The organism is Acinetobacter sp. YH12239, from assembly GCF_013417635.1.
Classification (GTDB): Bacteria; Pseudomonadota; Gammaproteobacteria; order Pseudomonadales; family Moraxellaceae; genus Acinetobacter.
The window spans coordinates 23,254-47,589 of the sequence record NZ_VPDP01000001.1 but is presented as its reverse complement, the minus strand read 5'-3'; the positions used below and the strand labels follow the sequence as shown (position 1 = coordinate 47,589).

The 24,336-nt window shown below is 38.7% G+C and carries 19 protein-coding genes and 2 pseudogenes; 9 read left to right on the top strand and 12 right to left on the bottom strand.

Annotated elements, in window-relative coordinates:
• Positions 1 to 5: 5 nt before the first annotated feature.
• Both FTV17_RS00225 and nfuA read right to left on the bottom strand, forming a co-directional pair.
• Positions 6 to 2,069 carry a TonB-dependent receptor domain-containing protein gene (locus tag FTV17_RS00225; protein WP_179997694.1) on the bottom strand — a complete coding sequence of 688 codons (2,064 nt, stop codon included), beginning with the start codon at positions 2,067 to 2,069 and terminating at the stop codon, positions 6 to 8.
• Between the two features lie 222 nt (positions 2,070 to 2,291).
• Complete coding sequence (gene nfuA / locus FTV17_RS00220) at positions 2,292 to 2,930, bottom strand: Fe-S biogenesis protein NfuA (RefSeq protein ID WP_179997693.1); 639 nt, start codon at positions 2,928 to 2,930, stop codon at positions 2,292 to 2,294.
• Positions 2,931 to 3,089: 159 nt separating this feature from the next.
• Here nfuA and FTV17_RS00215 point away from each other — a divergent pair, with 159 nt between their 5' ends.
• The 3 genes from FTV17_RS00215 (at position 3,090) to FTV17_RS00205 (ending at position 6,518) form a co-directional block, all read left to right on the top strand.
• Positions 3,090 to 3,707: a rhomboid family intramembrane serine protease gene (locus FTV17_RS00215; RefSeq protein ID WP_179997692.1), complete on the top strand. Its 618-nt coding sequence runs from the start codon at positions 3,090 to 3,092 to the stop codon at positions 3,705 to 3,707.
• Positions 3,708 to 3,863: 156 nt separating this feature from the next.
• Entirely contained in the window at positions 3,864 to 4,817 is a 954-nt protein-coding gene (locus FTV17_RS00210) for an ABC transporter substrate-binding protein (protein ID WP_179997691.1), read from the top strand.
• 159 nt (positions 4,818 to 4,976) lie between these two features.
• Positions 4,977 to 6,518 (top strand): hypothetical protein, encoded by a 1,542-nt coding sequence (locus tag FTV17_RS00205; protein ID WP_179997690.1) that lies wholly within the window; start codon positions 4,977 to 4,979, stop codon positions 6,516 to 6,518.
• 74 nt (positions 6,519 to 6,592) lie between these two features.
• On the opposite strand, the gene FTV17_RS00200 is transcribed toward FTV17_RS00205, so the two are convergent.
• Complete coding sequence (locus FTV17_RS00200; protein WP_035269616.1) at positions 6,593 to 8,215, bottom strand: inorganic phosphate transporter; 1,623 nt, start codon at positions 8,213 to 8,215, stop codon at positions 6,593 to 6,595.
• Positions 8,216 to 8,673: 458 nt separating this feature from the next.
• On the opposite strand from FTV17_RS00200, the gene metH reads away from it, so the two are divergent.
• The 5 genes and pseudogenes from metH to FTV17_RS00175 all read left to right on the top strand — a co-directional run bounded on the left by metH (position 8,674) and on the right by FTV17_RS00175 (position 15,210).
• The gene (metH, locus tag FTV17_RS00195) at positions 8,674 to 12,360 is read left to right on the top strand and encodes a methionine synthase (RefSeq protein ID WP_179997689.1); all 3,687 of its coding nucleotides are present in this window, start codon (positions 8,674 to 8,676) and stop codon (positions 12,358 to 12,360) included.
• A 367-nt stretch (positions 12,361 to 12,727) separates the two neighbouring features.
• Positions 12,728 to 12,964 (top strand): hypothetical protein, encoded by a 237-nt coding sequence (locus FTV17_RS00190; protein WP_179997688.1) that lies wholly within the window; start codon positions 12,728 to 12,730, stop codon positions 12,962 to 12,964.
• Positions 12,965 to 12,991: 27 nt separating this feature from the next.
• Positions 12,992 to 13,426: a hypothetical protein gene (locus tag FTV17_RS00185; protein WP_179997687.1), complete on the top strand. Its 435-nt coding sequence runs from the start codon at positions 12,992 to 12,994 to the stop codon at positions 13,424 to 13,426.
• Positions 13,427 to 13,450: 24 nt separating this feature from the next.
• Positions 13,451 to 13,714 (top strand): annotated as a pseudogene (locus FTV17_RS00180) (PAAR domain-containing protein); the annotation flags it as partial.
• A gap of 851 nt (positions 13,715 to 14,565) precedes the next feature.
• A complete protein-coding gene (locus tag FTV17_RS00175) occupies positions 14,566 to 15,210 on the top strand; it encodes a hypothetical protein (protein WP_092766896.1) in 645 nt (214 codons plus the stop codon).
• Between the two features lie 21 nt (positions 15,211 to 15,231).
• Here FTV17_RS00175 and FTV17_RS00170 read toward each other — a convergent pair.
• Positions 15,232 to 15,456, bottom strand: a pseudogene (locus FTV17_RS00170) (endonuclease domain-containing protein); the annotation flags it as partial.
• Between the two features lie 320 nt (positions 15,457 to 15,776).
• On the opposite strand from FTV17_RS00170, the gene dhaK reads away from it, so the two are divergent.
• Complete coding sequence (gene dhaK, locus FTV17_RS00165; protein ID WP_179997686.1) at positions 15,777 to 17,507, top strand: dihydroxyacetone kinase subunit DhaK; 1,731 nt, start codon at positions 15,777 to 15,779, stop codon at positions 17,505 to 17,507.
• 72 nt (positions 17,508 to 17,579) lie between these two features.
• Here dhaK and FTV17_RS00160 read toward each other — a convergent pair whose 3' ends face one another.
• The 8 genes from FTV17_RS00160 to FTV17_RS00125 all read right to left on the bottom strand — a co-directional run bounded on the left by FTV17_RS00160 (position 17,580) and on the right by FTV17_RS00125 (position 24,304).
• Positions 17,580 to 17,873 carry a cold shock domain-containing protein gene (locus FTV17_RS00160; protein WP_179997685.1) on the bottom strand — a complete coding sequence of 98 codons (294 nt, stop codon included), beginning with the start codon at positions 17,871 to 17,873 and terminating at the stop codon, positions 17,580 to 17,582.
• 70 nt (positions 17,874 to 17,943) lie between these two features.
• Positions 17,944 to 19,203, bottom strand: coding sequence for a glutaminase (locus FTV17_RS00155; protein WP_179997684.1), 1,260 nt, complete (start codon positions 19,201 to 19,203; stop codon positions 17,944 to 17,946).
• 41 nt (positions 19,204 to 19,244) lie between these two features.
• A complete protein-coding gene (locus FTV17_RS00150; RefSeq protein ID WP_179997683.1) occupies positions 19,245 to 19,391 on the bottom strand; it encodes a hypothetical protein in 147 nt (48 codons plus the stop codon).
• A gap of 20 nt (positions 19,392 to 19,411) precedes the next feature.
• Positions 19,412 to 20,464 (bottom strand): diguanylate cyclase, encoded by a 1,053-nt coding sequence (locus FTV17_RS00145; RefSeq protein WP_179997682.1) that lies wholly within the window; start codon positions 20,462 to 20,464, stop codon positions 19,412 to 19,414.
• Positions 20,465 to 20,688: 224 nt separating this feature from the next.
• A complete protein-coding gene (locus tag FTV17_RS00140; RefSeq protein WP_179997681.1) occupies positions 20,689 to 21,849 on the bottom strand; it encodes a GGDEF domain-containing protein in 1,161 nt (386 codons plus the stop codon).
• 56 nt (positions 21,850 to 21,905) lie between these two features.
• Positions 21,906 to 22,394, bottom strand: coding sequence for a peptide deformylase (gene def / locus FTV17_RS00135; RefSeq protein WP_179997943.1), 489 nt, complete (start codon positions 22,392 to 22,394; stop codon positions 21,906 to 21,908).
• 151 nt (positions 22,395 to 22,545) lie between these two features.
• Positions 22,546 to 23,679, bottom strand: a complete 1,134-nt coding sequence (locus tag FTV17_RS00130; RefSeq protein WP_179997680.1) for a GGDEF domain-containing protein — start codon at positions 23,677 to 23,679, stop codon at positions 22,546 to 22,548.
• 358 nt (positions 23,680 to 24,037) lie between these two features.
• Positions 24,038 to 24,304, bottom strand: coding sequence for a hypothetical protein (locus FTV17_RS00125; protein WP_092766902.1), 267 nt, complete (start codon positions 24,302 to 24,304; stop codon positions 24,038 to 24,040).
• Positions 24,305 to 24,336: the final 32 nt, after the last annotated feature.

Below are 24,336 nucleotides of genomic sequence, written 5' to 3'. Positions count from 1 at the left end.
TAAGATTAAAACTTAATATTCATGCCCACAGTATATCTGCGACCATCTAATACGATATCATAATCACCATTGGTAACTTCTTTATTCGCTAAGTTATAAATACCCGTTGTAAGGCTTAACTTATCAGTTGCTTTATATACAGCACCAATGTCAAAAGTCCCGTAACCTGGCGTACCTTTGCCCATTGAAGTACGACTTAAATAATCACTGGTTTTGCCACGGTAGTTGTAGTCAGCCCATGTATTCCAAGTATCTGATATATCGTAATCTAGACCAATATTTAGCATATGTTTTGGCATTTTATTTAAAGGTTTTCCTTTAAACTCACCACTTTTTTGCTCTGATTTTGTATATGTATAACTGGTTCGAGCTTGTAAGTTATCCATTAAATCGTAATCTAATGTGAACTCTGCACCACTCATTTCAGCATCTGAAACGTTGTTCATTTGACTAACAAAACGGTAAGGTTTACCTAAAGCAGAACATTTCCATTCTGATTCTGGAGAACTATTCGTAGTTCCAGGAGTCTCACATAAACGATCTTCTACAATTTTATCTTTAAAGTCCGACTTAAAAACCATAAGACTAGTCGTTAGACCAAGTTCTGGGGCTGCATAATTGAAGCCTAATTCATAACTTGTACTTTTCTCGGGTGCTAAATTCGGGTTACCGATAATTACAGCACTTCCTTTACCTGTTCTACTACCAAAGCCTTCTGAAATTTGGCTGATAGTAGGTTGTTTATAACCAGTACTTACACCACCTTTTAAAGTGAATCCATCGGTCAGGTGATACACCCCGTAAATTCGAGGTGTAATCTCGCCACCAAAATATTCATCTTCGTTATATCGCGCACCGACTGTCAAAGCGAAGTCATCTGTGACACTCCACTCATTTTCCAAAAACAGTGCGAACAACCAACGATCAAGCGTTGTTAGTCCTGTAATATTCACGAGTCCGTTTGTCGTATCAACAATTTCTTCTTGTTGATATTGTCCACCAACGGTCAAAGCATGTTTACCCAAGAAAAATGAAGCTTGAGTATTAAATACTTTTAAATCTTCTGTTTTCTCATCTGTTGCAACGCCGCTATAAATCTTTTTCGTGGTCTCATCTTGATAGTAAGAGTCGATAGTAAATCTGTCGTAACGTGCTTTGTGGGTCAGTGTATATAAATTCTTTTCATTTTCATTCACTGAACCAGTAGCTGTCGCTTCAATACTTTTGCCTGGTGTTGTTGTGTATTTTTGACCAGCAAAATCGTATCTAATACCAATATCGTTGTTCTGATCTACACTCCAAACAAGCTCTGCTCCCAACTTACGAATTTTCTTTTCAGATTCACTCGAACCAGATTTCTGCCCCTCACCACCAACGTAATCACTCTCATCATTACCTTGGAAGCTTCCATCAATACTCAAAGAAAGCTTGTCTTGAATTAAAGGCCCCGTTACAAACATACTCACATTGTAACTGTCGTTTGAAAAGTCATTATCCGACTTCGTATATTCAGGTGAAAGACTTCCATACCATTCACCAGAAGATGCTTTTTTGGTAATGATATTAATAACGCCACCCATTGCATCTGAACCATAAAGTGATGACATTGGTCCACGCACAACTTCAATACGTTCAATCATATCAATCGGCGGCAAATATGCGCCAATTTTCCCACCATCTGTACCATTACCATTCACTGTTCGACCAGCACTAATTTGGCGACCATTGATGAGATATTTGGTATAACTAGAACCCATTCCACGGATACTGATATCTTTATTATTACCACCGCCCTGAACCGACACACCTGGCATATTTTTTATCGCATCAATCACATCTGTATATGATTTTTTTTGAAGTTCCTCAGCAGTAATCACTGAGATTGATGCTGGCGCATCCGCTATATTTTGCTCATAACCACTCGCTGAAGTTACGACAATTGTTTTTAACTTAGTTGTATCTTGTTTTGCATTAGTATCTTGACCAATTTGCTCTTGTGCAAAACTTGAAACCGACATAGTGGTTAAGACAGCAAACGCTAACTTAGATTTTAAAAATGTCTTTTGCATTGTGTAATTACCAAAGAATGTGTGGAGAGATCTTGTTCGAATTGTGTCGCATTGTAACAAATGATAATCACTTTGCAATAAATTATGATAACTATTCTCATTTATAGTTTTGTTTTTTCATTTCAATTTTATTGATATTACTCATTTTGTTCATTTTTCATAAAAAAAAGCCCCCTTTTAATGGGAGCTTTTCAAATCAACTTTTGTAAATTTAAAGGCAACTTATTTCATATAAGCGCCTTCTGATTGGCTGTGGTCTGTCTGGTCCACAACACGTTGTAACTCTGGGATATGCTGTTTTAGCGTAACTTCAACACCTTGTTTAAGTGTCACATCAATTGCTGAACACCCTTGACAGCCACCACCAAATTTCAAGACCGCTGTTAAACCATGCGCAGCATCTTCAACCACTTCAACCAATGCACAGTTTCCACCATGCCCTGCTAAACCAGGGTTAATTTCTGACTGTAATACATAGGTTATACGTTCTTCAATCGATGCATCTGGACCTACACGTGGCACTTTCGAGTTAGGTGCACGGAAAGTCAACTGACCACCAAAGCGATCTTTGTTGTAATCAATCACTGCATCCAATAAGTATGGGATTGATGGTGTATCAATATATGCAGCAAATTTTGGATATTCTTGTTTATAGTCGGTTGGAACGACTTCATCTGGTGCACTATATGCCATGCAGCATTCAGCACGTGGTGTACCCGGATGTTCTACGAAAACACGTACCGCGATACCAGGAGTATTTTGCTTTTCTAAAAGTTCAAACAAATACTCTTGCGCAGTTGGTGTAATTAATAAATTTGGAATTTCTTCAGCAACTGCAGTGCTGGTGTTCTCAGTCGACATAACAATTTTTCCTCAAGCTGAAGACTCTATTTTAACTGAAGATCGGGGGTAATATTTAAAATTCAACTAAATTTGTCAGAATTATTATATTAATAACAATTAAATTTAAAAAAATGGCATGATGAACAGAATTAAAGCAATTTACTCAATCTTATCCATATGCTTGATTTACCTTTTAATCATACTGTCACCATCGTTTTAATTACGGTTGCCATTTCACTGGTTGCATTTTCCAATCAAAATATTATGAATCGTTTGATTTTTTGGCCTCCAGCCATGCAGAAAGGTCAATACGATCGATTTATCACGCATGGTTTTATACATGCAGATGGAACACATCTACTGTTCAATATGATCACACTCTTTTTCTTTGGAAGTGTAATTGAGAGTTTTTATCGACAATACTTATATGAACTCGGATTTGTTCTGTTCTATTTAGGCGGTTTAATCGCGGCAATTATTCCAAGCTATTTAAAACATAAAAATGATCACCGCTGGGCAAGTCTAGGGGCTTCTGGAGCAGTGTCAGCAGTCTTGTTTGCTTATATTTTATTTCAACCATGGAAACTGATATTTGTCTTCTTTATTCCAGTTCCAGCGATTATTTTTGCCGTGCTTTATGTTGCTTATAGTATTTGGTCAGGTAAACGTGGAAACAGTAACATCAACCACAGTGCACATTTATGGGGTGCAGCCTACGGTGTCGTGGTTACGATATTGATTGAACCTCAAATTATTCCACATTTCTTCAGCAAGTTGCTTCAACTACCTTTCTAATTCTTTGATCATTGCGGAGGGATAAAACACTCCGCACAAATACCCTTAAATTCAAAGTTGATGCTGGTAACTAAATCAAAAACACAAATTCAACAATGATAATGATTATCATTTATATATTCATGTTAAGCTTTTATCAAACCTCGAGGTATTGATATGACTTACATTAAACTTCCATTGGCACTCATTCTTTCCTTCAGTGCCTTTGTTTCATATGCTCAACCTGTTCAATTCACTTATCAAGATCAAACTATTCAACTTCAAAATAAACCACAGAAGCTGGCTGTGTACGAACTATCCGCGTTGGATACACTGAATGCTTTAGGTATTCAAGCATCAATCGTACCCGAAACTACTTTTGTTGGTGCTTTGAAAAAATTTAATGACAAACAATATTTAACAGCTGGATCTTTATTTGAACCCAACCAAACCTTATTAAAAGAACAAAAGCCAGATCTCATCATTGTCGGCGGGCGTTCTGCCGCGAAATTAGATGAGGTCAAAAAAATTGCACCTGCAATCAACCTCTGGCCTGATACTCAAAACTTCAACCAAGACCTTAAAAACCGCACATTTTTTTTAGCTAAAATGTTTAATAAGGAACAACTCGCACAATCTAAATTAGATCATGTCTATGCCCTTCAAGCACAACTTAAACAACTCACTAAAGGCAAATCCGGCCTGATGCTTTTTGCCATGGGTGATAATTTTATACCGCATGCAAAGAATGAAAGATTTGGATTTGCCTATGATATTTCTGGCTTAAAGTCAGTGGTGCCAACTGCAGCACCTCAAGCCTCAAGTGCTCGACCTGCTCCAAACTCACCAGAAGCTCTTGCTGCCGCGCAACGCAATTTAGAGCGTCTAGCACAAGCAATAAAACAAAATCCTGATTTCATCATTGTGTTAGACCGTGGTGCTGTAAACACTCAAAACTATGCTGCGAAACAACATATTCAATCACATCCATTACTCAAGAATAGTCAAGCAGTCAAAGAGAATCGTGTCATCTTTGTTGATGCCGATGCCTGGTATTTAACGGGCGCTGGCTTAGATAACACTGCATTTATGTTAGAAGAATTGATCAATGGTATAAAAAATACTAAATAATTGATTTTATTTATAAAGGAAGTCTTTGGCTTCCTTTTTTTAGAAATATCTCGTAATAATTCAATCAATATCTGGTAATTAATGCCACCTAGATCATTAATTTTGTCAGGATAATGTAGGCATCCGCGAATTTATTCATTTTTTTTTGAGATTTTTTGCATGTCTAATCAACCTGATGGTTTACAATTTTCCTCTAACACGTCCTCTAAACCCAGCAGTTCAAAATCAGGCCAACGCATCGTCAGTGCGGCATTACAACAGATTCAGCCAGAATACGCTGATGCAGTTATCAATGAAAAGAATTGGCGCAAATCCTATCCGATTCATTTTAAACGGTTGGTAGAATGTGGGCTCTCATCACCTGAAGCTGCGCTGCGCATCGCTCAAGATGGACTTCAACAAGCTTATGAAGAGTTTAGTTTTCAACGTGATCAACATACACACGCATTGAATGAAGTGATGAATCTTAAATCAAAAGATTTAAATACCTATACACTTCAAGGAAACTCTACTGCTGAGCCACAATGGTTTGTACCTTATCAGGGTAAAAATTTAGAAGGTCAAACCCTACTCGAGCAAATTCAACTTTGGTTAGACCGAGGTATTATAGAAGCATCACATGCTCAGGCACTACAAGCGTGTGTGAAACATCCAGAGTGGTTTGACCTTTCGGATCGTACAATGGTGCTGTTTGGTGCAGCTTCTGAAGCAGGACCTTTACCTTGGCTGGCGAAATGGAAAGCCAATATCGTGGCGCTTGATTTAAATCATGAGCGTGTGTGGACAAAGATTTTGAATACTGTTCTGCAAGGCAATGCGACCTTATACGCTCCAAGTGTGGAATCGATAGATTCATCTGCATCTATACGTGAAGCTGCAGAGCGTTTAGGCATTAACTTATTAACAGATACCCCAGAGATTGCACATTGGCTCACCCAGTTTGATCAAGACTTAGATCTTGCCGCGATTGCCTATTTAGATGGCGAAAAGCACGTTCGTGTTTCTATGGCGATGGACGCCATTATGCAACATGTCAGCCAACAAAAATCCAATACCAGTTTAATGTATATGTGTACGCCCACTGACGTCTACGCTGTACCACAGGAAGTGATTCAAGGCGGTTTAGATAAGTTTAAATCACGCTCTAAACTTGAAAATATTCTGTCCAAGAGTATTTCGACTGTATCTCGTGATTATTTTTTCAAACAAAACGAAGAACGCTTATTCCAATGTCATGATAAACAGTATGGGATCTGCGACTGTCTTGTGGTTGAACAAGGTCCAAATTATGCGTTGGCGAAAAGGATTCAACAATGGCGCGCTACGTTAGCACGGTCACAAGGTCAACGTGTCAGCATTAATATTGCTCCATCGACCACTACACATTCGGTAACCAAAAACCCATTATTAAAAGCTGCTTTCAATGGTGCCAATTTGTTTGATGTTGAAGCATTTGAACCCGCGACGACCAATGCGATTATGGCTGCGTTGTGGATTCATGATTTGAGAAACCCACAGTCGGTTGCCAATCCTGACATCGCCCTCAATCATCCATTAGACTTAATCATGCATGGTGCTAATCATGGTGGATTATGGCGTGTAGCATATCTCGCACGCACCGCCCTACCATTTGCCGCCTTATATGGTTTTGCTGAAGAAAAACTCCCCTTGAAAAAACTTTGGTCTAAGTTCCAAAAATAAGCGACAAAAACAATTGATCATAAAAAAAGCGCTGATTGTTCAGCGTTTTTTTAGTCTTTAAGTATTGATTTCAATCAGGTGAACTGAAGGAACAACCAGAATAAACCACCTGACAAACAGATTGTTGCTGGCAGTGTAAAAATCCACGCTGATAAGATTGTGCGAACCATTTGGAAGTTTAAGCCCGACTTATTCGCAACCATCGTACCTGCTACAGCAGAGTTTAAAACGTGTGTTGTTGACACTGGCATACCAAAGCCATCAGCAGCAGCAATCGTTGACATTGCAACTAACTCTGCAGACATCCCCTGACCATAAGTCATGTGTTGTTTACCAATACGCTCACCAACGGTAACAACAATACGTTTCCAGCCTACCATCGTCCCTAGACCTAATGCCAATGCAGTCGCAACTTTCACCCATGTTGGAATGTATTGAAGGAATGAATCTAAGTTATCACGGTAGTTGTCCACTGTTTTTTCTTGCGCTTCAGTCATGGCAGGTAAAGCTTCTGCTTTATCTAAACGCTTGAATGCAGTCGTGCTGAGGTACATATCATTACGGAATTCAGCTACTTGATCTTCAGGAACATCTTTAATGGATGTGTAGCTTCCTACTTTTTCACCTAAATGATCCGTTAAACTTGCCAAAGCTGGCACAACTTCAGGTGTGATTTCTTTGGTTTGGATATATGATGTGATAATTTCACGCGCTTTTTCATCTGGAATATCTTGGTGATTTGGATAAATCAAATCAGCAGTTTGAGCAGATAACTGACCAAACGTTTGGATATGTTGTTGATCTAGACTCTTGTTTAAAGAGTATGCCAATGGCACGATCCCGATCAGAATCAACATAATCAGACCCATACCTTTTTGACCATCATTTGAGCCGTGTGCAAAACTTACACCGGTACACGTGAAAATCAAAATGGCACGAATAAGTGGCGGCGGGGGTTTATTCCCTTCTGGTGGTTGGAATAATTCCACTTGTTTCTTAAAGATTTTTTTAACCAATAAGAACAATACAGCCGCAAATGCAAAACCGATTAATGGTGAGAATAAAAGTGCTTTACCCACTTTCATCACCTGTTCCATGTCTACACCTGACGCACCATTACCTGCGTTTAAGATGTAGTTCATGATGCCCACACCTAAAATCGAACCGATCAGTGTATGAGAGCTAGAAGCAGGGATACCGAGGAACCATGTTCCTAAGTTCCATACGATTGCGGCAATCAACATGGCAAAGACCATGGCAAAACCAGCACCTGAACCGACGTTCATAATCAATTCAACAGGCAATAGCGCGATAATACCGTAGGCAACTGCACCACTTGCGACCATTACGCCAAGGAAGTTACAGAAGCCTGCCCACATTACAGCGACAGGTGCAGATAAAGCGTTGGTATAAATGACCGTTGCCACAGCATTGGCCGTGTCATGGAAACCGTTAACGAACTCGAAACCCAATGCGATAAACAATGCCGTGGCCAACATGATCACAGCATAAAGATTTAAAGCAGGCACATGAGATAAATCAGCAGCCAACTGAAAACCAATGTAAATCAAGGTTGAAACAATCAGTGTAAGGAACACTGGCATAAAGAATTTCGGCGTTGGCACGTGAACATTCGTCGACTGCATAGGCGTTGACGATTGTGCTGAATCTGAAACTGGAGTTTGATTAGAATTCATGCAAGCAGAGAAAGAGGATAAATATCCCCTCTATTGTTCAATTTAATTATTACAATTATATGACAAAGAGCTGTCATATAAGTCATCCAAATGACACTTATTAAAGAAAATTAAACTTTAAAAACTAATAATATTCAAAATTTAACAATAATAATCAGATAGTTAATACAAAACCCTCGTCTTTAATCTTTATTTCAATCGGTAATTAAATATATGAAATAAAGATGACATCACTGTCACATTTGTTCCAACGGCAGTTATTATTACATTAGATTATGACAACATGATGAAATATAGACAGTTTCAGTTTTGATAGGTTGATCATCGTAGTCGATGGATGAAATTCATCCTTAATTTTTTGGGAATAGGTTCATAAATTTTTATTTATCAGAAAAGTGGACGTAACTCTGCTAAAATATTGCACCATTATTTGTGCAGATTTTTGTGAGAGTCATTTGATGTCTACCCTCGCCACCTTAAAAGCGCTTCTTGCCAAACGTATCCTGATTATTGATGGTGCAATGGGTACCATGATCCAACGCCACAAATTGGAAGAAGCTGATTACCGTGGTGAACGTTTTGAGGATTGGGCCTACGACCTTAAGGGTAATAACGACTTATTGGTTCTAACTCAGCCACAGATTATTCAAGGCATTCATGAAGCTTATCTTGAAGCTGGTGCAGATATTATTGAAACCAACTCGTTCAATGGAACGCGTGTTTCAATGTCTGACTACCATATGGAAGACTTGGTTCCTGAGATTAACCGTGAAGCAGCTCGAATTGCCAAAGAAGCATGTAAAAAATATTCAACACCTGAAAAGCCACGTTTTGTCGCGGGCGTATTAGGACCAACGTCACGTACCACTTCAATTTCACCAAATGTAAATGATCCGGCATTCCGTAACATCACCTTTGATGAGTTAAAAGTTAACTACATTGAAGCGACTAAGGCATTGATTGAAGGTGGTGCAGATATCATCTTGATTGAAACGGTCTTCGATACCCTAAATGCCAAAGCTGCGATCTTTGCAGTGAAAGAAGTGTTTAAAGAAATTGGTTACGAACTGCCAATTATGATTTCGGGCACCATTACCGATGCATCTGGGCGTACACTCACAGGTCAAACCGCAGAAGCATTCTGGAACTCAATGCGCCATGCAGAGCCTTTATCGATTGGCTTTAACTGTGCACTGGGTGCAGATGCGATGCGTCCACACGTCAAAACCGTGTCTGACGTTGCGGATACTTTTGTTTCAGCGCATCCAAACGCAGGCTTACCAAATGCCTTCGGTGGTTATGATGAAACTCCTGAAGAAACTGCAGCATTTATTAAAGAATTTGCTGAAAGTGGCTTAATTAACATTACGGGTGGTTGTTGTGGTACGACGCCGGATCATATTCGTGCGATTGCGCAAGCCGTTGCAGGTATTACGCCGCGTCAAATCCCTGAAATTGAACCTGCATGTCGTTTAAGTGGTTTAGAGCCATTTAACATCACTAAAGATTCATTATTCGTCAACGTCGGTGAACGTACCAACGTGACAGGTTCTAAAAAATTCTTACGCCTGATTAAAGAAGGTAACTTCACTGAAGCTTTAGATGTTGCTCGCCAACAAGTTGAAGCCGGTGCGCAAATCATCGACATCAACATGGATGAAGGGATGCTGGATTCGCAAGAAGCGATGGTGCATTTCCTGAATCTGATCGCGTCTGAGCCTGATATTTCACGTGTGCCAATCATGCTTGACTCTTCTAAATGGGAGATCATTGAAGCAGGTTTGAAATGCGTCCAAGGTAAAGCGGTTGTAAACTCAATTTCCTTAAAAGAAGGTTATGACGAGTTTGTAGAACGTGCTCGCCTCTGCCGTCAGTACGGTGCGGCAGTCATTGTCATGGCGTTTGATGAAAATGGTCAAGCGGATACAGCTGAACGTAAAAAGGAAATCTGTAAGCGCTCTTATGATGTCTTAGTCAACGAAGTGGGTTTCCCATCTGAAGATATTATTTTTGACCCGAACGTGTTTGCGGTCGCAACAGGTATTGAAGAACACAACAACTACGGTGTGGACTTCATTGAAGCAACCGGTTGGATTAAACAAAACCTTCCAAATGCGATGGTGTCAGGCGGGATCTCAAACGTATCGTTCTCATTCCGTGGTAATGAGCCTGTTCGTGAAGCGATCCATGCGGTGTTCTTGTATCACGGCATTCAACAAGGCTTAACCATGGGGATCGTCAACGCAGGTCAGCTTGCAATTTATGATGATATCGATGCTGAGCTAAAAGAAGCTGTTGAAGATGTAGTACTGAACCGTAACCAAGGCGCAAGCGGTCAAGAAGCGACTGAAAAATTGCTAGCTGTTGCGGAAAAATATCGTGGTCAAGCGGGTGCGCAAAAGGCTGAAGAAAACCTTGAATGGCGCAATGAACCGGTTGAAAAACGTCTTGAATATGCGCTAGTAAAAGGCATCACCACATATATCGATGAAGATACTGAAGAAGCACGTTTAAAATCAGCTCGTCCACTTGATGTGATCGAAGGTCCACTCATGACAGGTATGAACGTGGTGGGTGACCTGTTCGGTGCCGGCAAAATGTTCTTACCACAAGTGGTGAAATCTGCACGTGTGATGAAACAAGCCGTGGCTTGGTTGAATCCGTTCATTGAAGCAGAAAAAACCCAAGGCGAAGCCAAAGGTAAAATCTTGCTTGCTACTGTTAAAGGCGACGTACACGACATCGGTAAAAACATCGTGGGTGTGGTACTTGGCTGTAACGGTTATGACATCGTTGACCTTGGCGTGATGGTACCTTGTGAGAAAATCTTACAAACAGCGATTGATGAAAAAGTTGACATCATCGGTTTGTCTGGTTTGATTACACCGTCATTGGATGAAATGGTTTTTGTTGCCAAAGAAATGCAACGTAAAGGTTTTAATATTCCATTGATGATTGGTGGTGCAACAACATCGAAAGCGCATACTGCGGTGAAAATTGCACCGCAATATCAAAATGATGGCGTGTACTACACTGCCGATGCATCTCGTGCAGTCGGTGTTGCAACGCAACTTTTATCTGCTGATATGAAGCCGCAATTGGCAGCTGACTATGCAGCGGATTATGAAAAAATCCGTACACGTCTAGCGAATAAGCAACCGAAAGCTGCAAAACTTTCTTATGCTGAATCGATTGAAAATGGTTTCAAAATTGACTTTGAAAAGCATGCGCCAGTAAAACCAAACTTCATTGGTTCTGAAACATTTACCAACTATCCACTCGAAACTTTAGTTGAATACTTCGACTGGACACCGTTCTTTATTTCTTGGAGTTTGGCGGGTAAATACCCGAAAATCCTTGAAGATGAAGTCGTCGGTGAAGCAGCACGTGATTTGTTTGAACAAGCACAAGCGATGCTCAAAGACATCATCGAAAATAAACGTTTCGATGCGCGCGCTACTTTTAGTCTTTACCCTGCCAATCGTGTTGCAGCGGATACTGTTGCGGTAACGGATGAAAATGGCAATGTGACGCATACCTTTGAGCATATTCGTCAGCAGTCTGACAAAGTGACAGGCAAAGCGAATTTCTCACTAGCTGACTTTGTTGCACCGAAAGACGTGGCGCAAGATTATTTGGGTGGTTTCACTGTATCGATCTTTGGTGCGGAAGAACTTTCACAGGAATACAAAGCTAAAGGTGATGACTATAACGCGATTATGGTTCAAGCCTTGGGTGACCGTTTTGCAGAAGCATTTGCAGAACACTTGCACCAACGTATTCGTAAAGAGTTCTGGGGCTACCAAGCGGATGAACAGTTAACGAATGAAGAGTTGATCAAAGAGAAGTATGTGGGTATTCGTCCTGCACCGGGCTACCCTGCTTGTCCTGAACATTCTGAAAAAGCGCCTTTGTTTGATTGGTTAGGTACGACAGATAAGATCGGAACTTACTTAACAAGTAGCTTTGCGATGTGGCCACCTTCATCAGTCAGCGGTTTCTATTACGCAAGCCCTGAAACGGAATACTTTAACGTGGGTAAAATCTCTGGTGATCAGTTGGAAGATTATGCGAAGCGTAAAGGTTGGACGTTGGATGAGGCGAAACGTTGGTTAGCGCCGAATTTGGATGATTCAGTGATCTAAACATGCTAAAAAGTCCTTCTCTTGAAGGACTTTTTTATTTCTTAAATTAAACTGAGTCCTGCTCAAATAATTCAATTATTCATACTCTTACCCATTCATCATCTGGTTCATATAAAGACTATAATTTGATCTGATTAATCTAAAATTTTATTTATCTTATGATTTTGACGAAATTCCTCATTCCCAATTCAGGTTGAATTAGGTCTAATCAGTTATTTCTAATTTACAAAATAATACATGTAAATTACTTACGAAAAGTTATATTTTAATAATGCATTAATCTGATATTTTTTAATTATATTTTCTCTGTAAAAGTTCACAGCATTTAAAAGATTTCAATAAAATCAAATAAAAAGAGAAGAATTTCATGTTGTACTGTGGTGGTGAAAGTCATCCTATTCATTATATTTCTGATTATAAAATGACGGTTCTCGCACGTTATGATAAAGATGAACTTGGACGTACCGTAATTGAGACCTTTTGGGCAGGAGATCCTAACTTCAATGCTGGTCCAGTCGCTTTCCCATCTGCTTTAGATGCTGAAATTATCCATCAAATTGAAAATAAGAATTTGAAACCTCATCAGAATAAGTGGGAGCGTTGAAATCTCTCCGCAATTGATCTCCCCCAAATGATGTCTTCTTTAGGAGGGACAGTAACCGTTAATGTATTTAATGCGTATATTGCCACTCAAGAAAATACCTTGGTCACGTCCAATGTCAGTTGTCCTCGTATGAGTTTAATTCCTACAAGTTTTAGTAATGTTGATACTTCTGAACCCAACCAACATTTAACGATTCAATTTGGTGATTTTATTTTTAAGACTTTAAGAGAATATTGGAATGAAATTACATCAGATGAGTTTCTACGTTCTATTGAAGTCATCAACAATAAATCGGATAAGGAATTAGCAACCTTAGCGAAGCAAGCAATTAAAGCAATTTCGATTGTCCCAATAGACCAAATCAAGTTTGGCATAAATGATCAACTTGCTTTGTTTTCTCCACCAAGTCGAATGTGGAAGTTTGCTGAACAAGGTGATTTTAACCAAGAGATATTAAACTGATTGAATAAAAATAAAGGAAAATAAATGAAAGGTTTTGCGATTCATAATGCACCAACTGACCATGGTGGTCGGATTCCATCAACGCAGGTCAGAAGTTCTCAAGAAGGAAATCTTTTTGTTCGCGCTGGTGATGGTCATTTCTGCCCTAAATGTAAAGTCTGGTCAACCGTACAACCAAGCCATAACCATGTCATTTTTGATGATAAGCCTGTGGCTTATGTAGATGATATTCTAAGCTGTGGAGCTAGAATTTTACCTCAACAGTCTCACGTAGTAGGAGGTAGTGGTGGAGCTAATTTACGTTCATCTACACCTGTTTTTCAGCCTATTAGTTCTCAACAGAACCTCAATAATAATTTAACGGATAACAAAAATGAGCTCTTAAATGGCTATTACTACAATATAAACACTGGACTATATGAAGGGAGAATTTCTAACGGCAAAGGTAACCTAGAAGATGTCTATGCATGTAATGGAAAGAAATCAGATAGTGAGTTTATCTCTCCCCAATATGCAAATATTACTCATAAAAAATTTCAAGAGTGCTCACGAGTCGTTTCGCATGAATCAGGAACAGCTACTATAGAATGTATTTATATTGCTTTTACTGCCAATAATTATGCAAAACAAGTGGAAAAAGATTTACATTCATTATTGATGTCTGGCTATTCCACTATGCCTAAAGGAACAAAGACTCCATTACCAGATAAACCAGCTAATGGAAAAGCTGAAGATCCTAAATATGGACTAGCTCGTAAAGGCGTTTTAAAAGTTTGCTTAGGAGAAGCGGATCCAACGGATGGTTCAACACATTGGGATGGAACAGACTTCTTAGCATGGGGGTTAGAAAGCCCATATAAATATAAAGATAATACAAATAAGCCACATGCTAAATTTAGAGAATATAAGAAAATCACAATTCCTAAATCTGTATATGATGAATTTTTGGCGGGATCACTAAAGGAATACCCTAAAGGAAGAGTTAAATATAGCGGTGTTTTCTATGATATTCCTGCAAATGTTTTTAAAGATCAAAAAAATTGGACAACTGGAAACTTTGAATACAACACTGGTAGCAAAGTTAGTAAATCATTAACAGCAAAAGTAACCGCAGGTCATACTATTTTTTGGAGAGCAGCATGAAATTTAAAATATTAATTCCAATATTTATTAGTTGTTCCGTTATAACTATGGGGTATGCTAAAACAAATAATTATTTGATTAGCAAAGACATTAAACCAAAATATAATCTTCAATTAAGTGGTTCATACCCACTAATAGCAGGAAACCAATTCAAAGAAGTGAATAGTTCTATTGTAAAATTTATTACAACTAATTTTGATAATGAAGATAATAACTATCCTACTGAAGTTGGTTTTGAAAAATTATATCAAAATAAAGATATATTGAGCTTTTCAATTAACTATAACATCAGTAACTCAACAGAAAGATACTTTAATAAATACTATGCGCTGAGCCTATCCAGTAATAAAGAATTAAATCTTTCTCAGTATCTTAAAGACAAGAAAATATCTAAATACAATATACTGAAAAATATAAATAGCTTTATTGCTCCTTGTCTTACAACACAGAAATCTCTCCCTGATTACTGTTCAGATATGGCATTACAAAATTTAATTGAGAACAATAAAAAGGTGAACTTTTCAGATATCTCTAGTTTTTTTATTAAAAGTAATGATGATATAGGAATAGGTATTGATTCCAATAAGTTCACGACTACTTTCATCTACAATATAAAAACTAAAAAAATTAATTTAAATTAATAATTTACATACCAAAATCCATACCCCGATCTTTCTTAGATTGGGACCACCATCACACTCAATCACTAAATTGGCAGCAGGACAGTAAAAATCTACGATGTAATTTAAGATTGGCTTTTGGCGATAAAACTGCAAACCTAAAATTTGCTTATTGCGAAGCCGTGACCATAACAGCTTTTCAGCATCAGTCATGTTATTGCGTAAATCACGCGAGGCTTGTTTTAAATTTTTATTGTAGGGCTTCATTTTTATTCTCTTTTTTAAAATCTCCCCTAGCCCTGAGCCATATATGGCGCAAGGGAAAAGAGGGAAATTTCACGCATCTAAAACCGCAATCAAATTCGCGGAAAGTCCCCCTGAGCGAGACTTAAGCACTGCTTTATGTAGAAGCGCAAGAAAGGGGGATTTAGGGGGATTCTTTTCATCAATATATACATCAAAAACCGTCCCTTTTCTAACCACCCCACCCCAAATCATCCGTTTTAACATTTTTAGATCAGCAAATATTTCAAGTTTAGTGAATAATTAATACTTATTAATGAAATTACCAAAAGTTTGATATTTCCATGAAAAAACTCATCAACCACCCTGAAAACTTGGTTGTCGACATGTGCAAAGGCTTTGTCTTGGCACACCCAGAACTTGCATTCACTGAATCACACAAAATCATTTCAAGAAAAGAAAAACACAACAATGTTGCCCTGATCAGTGGTGGTGGTAGCGGTCATGAGCCTGCACATGCGGGCTTTGTCGGTCAAGGCATGTTAGACGCAGCCGTATGTGGCGATGTCTTTGCATCACCTTCGCAAATTCAGGTCTATAAAGCACTGCAACACGTCGCAACCGACAAAGGCGTGTTGATGATTATCAAAAACTATTCTGGCGATATGATGAATTTCCAGAACGGTGCAGCCTTAGCCATGGAAGATGGCATCAAAGTCGACTATGTCAAAGTCGCAGATGATATAGCAGTTAAAGATAGTTTATATACAGTCGGTCGTCGTGGTGTCGCAGGCACAATCTTTGTTCATAAGATTGCAGGGGCTGCCGCATCAAAGGGCTTAGAGCTGAGTGAAGTTAAAGCGGTGGCACAGAAAGCAGCTGACAATGTGATCAGTTTAGGTTTTGCCTATAGCTCATGTACTGTTCCTGCCAAGGGTACACCAACGTTCACGCTTGCTGATGATGAAATGGAATACGGCGTCGGTATCCATGGTGAACCAGGCATTCGTCGTGAAAAAATTTTTCCAGCAAAAGAACTGGCACAACGTATGGTCGATGACCTGTTTTTAGATCGCCCAGACATGAAAGAAGTCGCAGTATTGATCAATGGCTTTGGCTCAACTCCGATGCAAGAACTGTATCTGTTTAATCGTGATGTATGTGAACACCTTGCACATAAAGGTATCAAAATTTACCGTACTTTTGTCGGCAACTACATGACCAGTATCGACATGAATGGCGCATCCATTTCATTACTTGAATTGGATGATGAACTCAAAACATACTTAGATGCAGAAGCCAACACCCCTGCCTTTAAACTTGATGGTTCACCAGCTTTAGCCATTGAGTTTGCGATAAAAGATACGGCTACCCAACATCAAGGCAACAGCCAAGTTGAAACTGCAGCAGAACATGCTGAAATTCAAAATGAGCAATTCACCATTGAAAACATGCGTTATGTGGTCGATGTCATGGCTGCCTGTATTATTAAAAATGAAGTGCCATTTTGTGAGTTAGACGCGCACGCAGGTGACGGCGACTTCGGCATGAGTGTGGCTAAAGGCTTTAAACAACTTAAGAAAGAATGGCAAAGCTTGATCCAAGCACAGCAGATGGATGAATTCTTGCTCAATAGCTCCATGATCATTATGGAACATTGTGGCGGTGCTTCGGGTCCCATCTGGGGTTCTGCATTCCGCTCTGCAAGTAAAGCCATTCAAGGTAAAACCACGTTAAGCGTGGCAGATTTTGCCGATATGCTGCAAGCCGCAGTAAAAGGTATTCAAACTACAGGTGAACGTTCATTTGGACGTGGCGCGGTAGTGGGAGATAAAACTCTCATTGATGCGCTCGTGCCATGCGCAGATTCATGGTCAGCCAACACCGACAAAAGCTTTAAGGAAAACTTTATCTTAGGTGCTCAAGCTGCTGTTCAAGGTGCTGAATCGACCAAAGAGATTGTTGCACGTATGGGTCGTGCAGGTACTGTCGGGGATCGTAGCTTAGGCTATCCTGATGCAGGTGCATATGGTTTAGGTGTGATTTTTACCGATATTGCTGATCATCTAAAATAACATCTAAACATGACATGAATGATTGATCTGTTCTACAAAAAAGCCCTGATGATTCAGGGCTTTTTTTGCTTTTTATTTTTTAAAACTTGACAATAATGCGCTGGTAATCGACTGATTATGTGATGCCACACGAGACTTCTTCGCTTTCGCTGACTGGTCAGCTACACGTTGAATTTTGACTGCTTTTAATTTACCTTGATTTTCAACAACCTGAAATTTGACTCGGTCATTGCGTTTTGGCTCACCTTCATCTGTAGGAAAGTCAGAAATGTGGAAAAAAATATCCTCACCTGCACCACCAATAAAACCAAAACCTTTATCGGCATGATAAATTTTAATTTTTCCTTGCTGGACTTCAGACTTCATAACATTCCCAAAAAACGGTATACAATTTTCAATATTATACACGCATCTTAAAGCGCATCATCTTTGCTGATCACTTTAAATAATCATGCAAATGCTGTTGGACAATGACACGTTTGTGTCCTTTACTTTGTTGTTCCGATAACAATGATTCCGCATCTAAGACCACCACTCTGTGACCATCATCCTGTAGACGTTTCACACCTTCAAATAACATTCGAGCACCGACATCATGGATTAAAGTCAGATGTGTAAGATCAAGCACTACTTTATTTTTACCTACAGGCTCATTCTGTAACTCACGCAAGAACATTTCAGTCTCTGTAAATTGCAAGACACCACGTAGCTCATACACCACCATGCCATCATCATATTCACGGCGACTTTGGATAATGGTTTGTGCTGAAGGGGTTCCCTCCATTAAATGTAATCCCATATCACTTGATAGACGTTCAAAGATTTCCACACCTCGAACACTATTGCCGTGGCTGTCTAATTTAGGCGAAAAAACTGCAATTCCAACCTGACCTGGTAAGACACCAATGATCCCCCCTGCCACACCACTTTTGGCAGGAATACCAACGGTGGTCAACCAATCTCCAGCTGCATCGTACATACCACACGTCATCATGACGCTAAGTACCTGACGACATACCTGACGATCTAAAATACATTTTCCCGTAACAGGATCTTTTCCACCATTCGCTAATACACTGCCCATTCGCGCTAAATCTTTCACGGTGACTTTAATCGCACACTGTAGAATATAACCATGAACAATATGCTCTGGGTCTTCTTCTAGCACGCCGACGGTACGCAACATATATCCAATCGAAAGATTACGAAATGCTGTTTTGAGTTCAGATTGATAGACTTGCTCATCAAAGGTTAATTCACGCCCACACAGTTCACTCAAGAAACGTCGTAAATGTTCTGCACGAGAAACAGTCTTTTTATGAGGTAATAAAGAATGTGTCGTAATCGCACCCGAGTTAATCATTGGGTTCTTGGGAATCGATCGTTCTTTTTCTAATGAGATTTGATTAAATGCTTCCCCCGACGGCTCAACGCCAACTTTTTCTAATACTTTAGCTAAACCATGTTCTTGAATCGCTAATGCATAAGCAAATGGTTTAGACATTGATTGAATCGTGAACTCAGCCTCATCATCCCCTGAAGAATAAATCGTACCATCAATGGTTGAAAGTGCTAAAGCGATACGATTTGGATTGGCAGCTGCCAGTTCTGGAATATAGTCAGCTAATGCTCCTTCGGTATTCGCATGACATTGATCCAATACATGGGCAAGATAATCAGGTACAGGTGTCTTCATTTTTATTCTCTTGGTGATGAGTGGAGACCCAAAATAAGATCTCAAATTTTAAATTCAGCTGTCGATATCGTGTCACATTTGACTTGATTACGACCATTCTGCTTTGCAAGATATAGTGCTTTATCCGCTGCACTATAAATCCTTTGCTTTACTTCGTCTGTGTATAGATGTGGTAAATTTTGTGACATCGCCACGCCAAAGCTTGCGGTCACTTGAATAAAAGTCGCTGGGTAATCTCAATTTTTTCACTTTCGATCGTTCGACGGCAGCGTTGTGCGATGATTAGTGCTTCGTCGATATCACCATCTGTCAGTACTAGAACAAACTCTTCACCACCGAGCCTTCCTACTATATCCTCTTCTCGTGTTTGCTGTTTTAAAATGAGAGCAATACGTTTGAGTACAAGATCACCAACATCATGATCATAATTGTCATTAATCTGCTTGAAGAAATCGAGATCTAAGATGATGAAAGCAAAGCTGCGATTTTGTTGAATTAACTTACTAATAAACTGATTGATGTAACGACGGTTATAGATGTTGGTTAACGCATCTTTCTGACTTAGTACTTCAATCTTACGCTCACGTCGTCTCCACTGCGACAAGATCAACTCAAAAAATACTGCTGAGCACAACAGTATAGGTAAATATAGTACCGCCATACTTTTCAGCCAAAAAGGATTGGCATATAAATTAGATTGATTCAGTGCATCACTAAACAATGGTGCATAAGTCAGTTGACCATTGGCCGTCAGTACTGCCAACCACACGATAATACAAGCAATAATAAAAGAGACGCTATAGATGATGCGCTGTTCATATAACACAAAACCAATTAATACAATATTGACCGTTCCCGCCATCACCGCAGGACTATAAATCCCAACAGTGTATCCTGAAAAAATGACAATCAATCCATAAAATAAGGGGATTAAATAGCCCAAGATTCGGCGAGCAGTAGCATTTTTTCGAAGCATTAAAGCGATTATCAGAAAACAAATGGTCAAAATCACTTGTAAACATGTGGTCAATGTCCGATGAGGATAATATTCTGGATCTAACCAAATTTGATATTCTGAATGGAAAGTTAGGTAGTACCACAACCAATGACCAATGAGCATCAACAGCCCAAATATAAGTAACAGAATCCCTTTATTAAAGTTGGACCAGTTAATAATAGAACGTTCAGATTCTAACAAGACATATTTGATAGCTTGCAATAAACTGCGCTGTTGTTGTACTTCATTCTCTCGAGTCATCATCTAATTGTATTATCGAATATTCATATTTATTTTTATTAAAATTTGGATGTATTCAGCGATCATGTCAATGCGCTTTAAGCATTAAAAAGACTGCTTTATCGTTCAGATCAATTTATGGTATGAATTTGATGATCACTGACCAAAACAAAAGCATTGCTATAAAAAAACCTAAACGTATGTTTCTCTATAGTTAGTAGTACCAAAACCGAAATTTAATCATTCAACTAAGCTGACTGATATAACTGTACCTGATTTCGTCCGCTTTCTTTGGCAATATATAAAGCGTGATCTGCACAATGCGTAATGACATCTTGATCAGATAACTCATGGGATAATGCAATACCAAAGCTTGCCGTCACATTTAACGAGGTTCCATCATCCAGCACAATTGGCTGCTGTGCAATTGCGTTACGGCAACGTTCTGCGATATCAACCGCTTGATCACGACTGAGATTGTCCAGAATTAATATAAATTCTTCACCGCCATAACGTCCAACCGTATCACCAATACGAACATGATATTCCAAACGCGTCGCCACCTGTTTCAGGACTTCATCTCCTGCTGCATGACCATATTGATCATTAATTTGTTTAAAATGATCCAAATCCAATAAGATCACAGCATAATCAGCACGATCCTGCTGAAAATGTGATAACACTTCATTGATCTGGCGACGGTTATAAACGTTCGTCAGCGCATCAAATTTACTGCTGGTTTCGAATTGTTTTTCACGACTGCGCCACTGAGTGAGTAAAATCTCAAAGAATAAAACGCTCATAAGTAAAATGGGCACGTAGAGCTGTACCATGCTCATGACCCAAAAATCATTTTGGTAAACGATACTTTTATTCAACTCATCACTAAACATAGGTGCATAACGAATTCGATCGATATGCGTCAAGTAACACGTTAATAACGTGTATATCGTAATTGGAATTGCAATCCCATAAATAATTTTACGGCTATAAAATACCAACCCGACCAATACAATACTGATGAACCCTGCCATCGTTGCAGGGCTATAAATTCCAATCGAATACCCTGAATAGATCATGGTCATTCCAAAGAAACTAGGGGCAAAGTAAGCAATGAAGGTTTGAAACTTAGCAATATGCTGAAACTTAAAACAACTCCAAAACAGCACAAGATAAATCACGGAGGTCACCAACAATTGGGTAACACGTAATTCAAAATAGTCAGGATTTAACCACTGTGCTTTTTCAGGGGTATAAAAAGCCACAATTAACCAGCGAGCGACCTCAAGTTGGCTTAGAATTCCAAAAAAGAGGATAAGCCGTCCCTTTTTAAAATCACTCCAATTGATCAGCATATTTTGAGGATCAAGGATGTACGTATTGGCCATACGATACAATCGCTTAATCATATGTTGAATCTTCCTGATTAACTTCATTCTGTCCTTTTATCTTTTATATTGTCTTTTTAAGCAGCGTGAACTCGCTCTACAAACAAGATCCCATCAAGATGGTCAATTTCGTGTTGAATGATTCGTGCAGGGAATCCTGAATAAGTCTCAGTAATTTCCTGTCCTTGCATATTACGATAACGGACACGGATTGATGAAGCTCGAGCTACTTCCGCACGTCGATTCTCTACACTTAAACATCCCTCTTCTCCTAAAACAACATGATCAGAACGCTCCAATATTTCAGGATTAATCATGTAAATAGGCTCCATCTCAGGCGCATCGGGATACCGTATATTGGGTTTTGAAGCGACGATAATAATCCTTTTAGAGACATAAACTTGTGGTGCAGCAATACCGACACCATTGCGCTGTTGCATCGTAAAATTCATTGCTTCAACCAGATGCACTAACCAAGTACTACTAAACTCAAGTTCACTTACCGGCGATGCAACCAATTCAAGGATCACTTCACCTTTTTGAGCAACGGGTAGTATCGTCATAATACGTTCATCTCAATTAAGATAAGAATTTGATCTTCATAATTTTTTAAATTTTAAATCAAATATTTGATTAATAGTCAACCAATCTTAAAGCATTTCAATATGAAGTAAAACTGATTTAAATGACGAATTTGTGACCTGATAATTTTATGGCTCAAGTTTCACTTTTTTGTATGACATCAGCATCCTGAAGTTCGTAGTAGTGTCTAACCTGATTACGACCACGTTTTTTTGCCAGATATAATGCTTGATCTGCATGACGAATCACCGCTTCTTTATTTAAATTAAATTCAGAAATGGCTATACCAAAGCTTGCTGTCACTCTGATCGTCGTACGTTCATCGATATAAAAGAGCTCATTTTCAATTTCTTTGCGACACCGCTCTGCGACCTCCATCGCAGCTCTGAGGTTTTCATTCTGCAACAGCATCACAAACTCTTCACCACCAAATCGCCCGACAATATCTGTATCACGTATATTTTGACGTAGTACATTGGCAACACGCTTTAAGACGTTGTCTCCGATATCATGACCATAGCTATCATTAATACTCTTGAAATGATCAAGATCTAACAGAATGAGAGCAAATTTTCGTTCTTGTAATTGAATTTCATTGAGTTCTAAACCTATTTTTCGACGGTTATAAATCCCCGTAAGCGGGTCCATTTGACTCATTAAATTAATTTGTTTTTCTCGATTTCTCCATTGCGTCAACAAAATCTCAAACAATACAAAAGTCGCAAAAAAAATAGGCACGTAAAAATAAAGTTGTGAATAAACCCAGAATTCATTAAATACCATGACTGAATAATTGAGCTGATCACTAAAGACCGGTGCGTAGGTCATATAACCCAATGCACTACTGACAATTGCAATGAGCATATATACAGTGACTGGTAAAAAAAGCAGATATACAATCTTGCGTTCAAATAAAACCAGACCAACTGTTAAAATACTGATAAATCCCGCAACGGTAGCAGGACTACTGATACCAACCGAATAGCCACCATAAATAAAGCTTACGGAAAATACCAAAATAATAAAGTAAGGTAAATATTGTCTCACCCATTCTTTATGACGCCATATGACACAAGGAATAGTCAGTAAGAACTGTAATACACAGCACAGCAACATCCGTGATAGGTGAAAATAATAATAATCAGGATTGAGCCAATGATGTAATGCAGGATGATGAAATGAAAATAAATACCATGTAATCCAGGTGATATGTGCAAGCCCGCCCAATACCATGACCAGAATACATTTATTTAAGTTACTCCAATTCATCAACACACTTTGATTCATAAATGAATGAAGTGTATAGGGGCGAAAAATTCGATTGAATAGTCTTAACATAATGAACTAACTCAATTGAAACAGCTCATCAAAATAAACTATATTTTCATTTAACTCTGTAATCATTAAATCTATTTCACCCCCTACAAAATATAGTGAATAAAATCACATATTTTTTATTATAATTGCACTTATTATCACAATCTAACCTTAAGATTAGGATTTATCAAGGTTTTTTTACCATTTATTCTATTTTTTTTTAAAGCTTTTTTTGCTTAAATCCAGCTAACGATACGCTCAAGCATTTTAATTTGACTCAGCTAAAAATTGCTAAGCACACTCCTAACTCTTAGAGATCGAGTTCTCGATAAATAACTTTAATTTCTTGTGCAATGTGAATACTGACTTGATGATGCAAATATTGAATCAAAATATCAAATTGCTCTGCACCATCGTCTAATCCAGTACAAAAATATTCAGTATGAGGAGGAAGCGTTTTTAACCACTGACTTTGATAAAAATCGGCAACGGATTCAAAGTTAAGATAACGATGAGGATGCTGTTGTAATGATTTTACAAATTGCAGAAATCGAGCTTCCCAAAAGTGGATAATCATACATTTAAAGTCTACTGGTTAAATTCAATTTC

What these genes read in the sequence shown, in the direction of transcription:
- FTV17_RS00185 (WP_179997687.1), top strand. Translation starts at nt 12,992, where the DNA reads ATGATGTCTTCTTTAGGAGGGACAGTAACCGTTAATGTATTTAATGCG.
- FTV17_RS00200 (WP_035269616.1), bottom strand. Translation starts at nt 8,215, where the DNA reads ATGAATTCTAATCAAACTCCAGTTTCAGATTCAGCACAATCGTCAACG.
- FTV17_RS00155 (WP_179997684.1), bottom strand. Translation starts at nt 19,203, where the DNA reads ATGAAGACACCTGTACCTGATTATCTTGCCCATGTATTGGATCAATGT.
- FTV17_RS00175 (WP_092766896.1), top strand. Translation starts at nt 14,566, where the DNA reads ATGAAATTTAAAATATTAATTCCAATATTTATTAGTTGTTCCGTTATA.
- FTV17_RS00160 (WP_179997685.1), bottom strand. Translation starts at nt 17,873, where the DNA reads ATGAAGTCTGAAGTCCAGCAAGGAAAAATTAAAATTTATCATGCCGAT.
- metH (WP_179997689.1), top strand. Translation starts at nt 8,674, where the DNA reads ATGTCTACCCTCGCCACCTTAAAAGCGCTTCTTGCCAAACGTATCCTG.
- FTV17_RS00130 (WP_179997680.1), bottom strand. Translation starts at nt 23,679, where the DNA reads ATGAATTGGAGTAACTTAAATAAATGTATTCTGGTCATGGTATTGGGC.
- FTV17_RS00225 (WP_179997694.1), bottom strand. Translation starts at nt 2,069, where the DNA reads ATGCAAAAGACATTTTTAAAATCTAAGTTAGCGTTTGCTGTCTTAACC.
- dhaK (WP_179997686.1), top strand. Translation starts at nt 15,777, where the DNA reads ATGAAAAAACTCATCAACCACCCTGAAAACTTGGTTGTCGACATGTGC.
- FTV17_RS00210 (WP_179997691.1), top strand. Translation starts at nt 3,864, where the DNA reads ATGACTTACATTAAACTTCCATTGGCACTCATTCTTTCCTTCAGTGCC.
- FTV17_RS00125 (WP_092766902.1), bottom strand. Translation starts at nt 24,304, where the DNA reads ATGATTATCCACTTTTGGGAAGCTCGATTTCTGCAATTTGTAAAATCA.
- nfuA (WP_179997693.1), bottom strand. Translation starts at nt 2,930, where the DNA reads ATGTCGACTGAGAACACCAGCACTGCAGTTGCTGAAGAAATTCCAAAT.
- FTV17_RS00140 (WP_179997681.1), bottom strand. Translation starts at nt 21,849, where the DNA reads ATGATTAAGCGATTGTATCGTATGGCCAATACGTACATCCTTGATCCT.
- FTV17_RS00145 (WP_179997682.1), bottom strand. Translation starts at nt 20,464, where the DNA reads ATGATGACTCGAGAGAATGAAGTACAACAACAGCGCAGTTTATTGCAA.
- FTV17_RS00150 (WP_179997683.1), bottom strand. Translation starts at nt 19,391, where the DNA reads ATGTCACAAAATTTACCACATCTATACACAGACGAAGTAAAGCAAAGG.
- FTV17_RS00215 (WP_179997692.1), top strand. Translation starts at nt 3,090, where the DNA reads ATGCTTGATTTACCTTTTAATCATACTGTCACCATCGTTTTAATTACG.
- FTV17_RS00190 (WP_179997688.1), top strand. Translation starts at nt 12,728, where the DNA reads ATGTTGTACTGTGGTGGTGAAAGTCATCCTATTCATTATATTTCTGAT.
- FTV17_RS00205 (WP_179997690.1), top strand. Translation starts at nt 4,977, where the DNA reads ATGTCTAATCAACCTGATGGTTTACAATTTTCCTCTAACACGTCCTCT.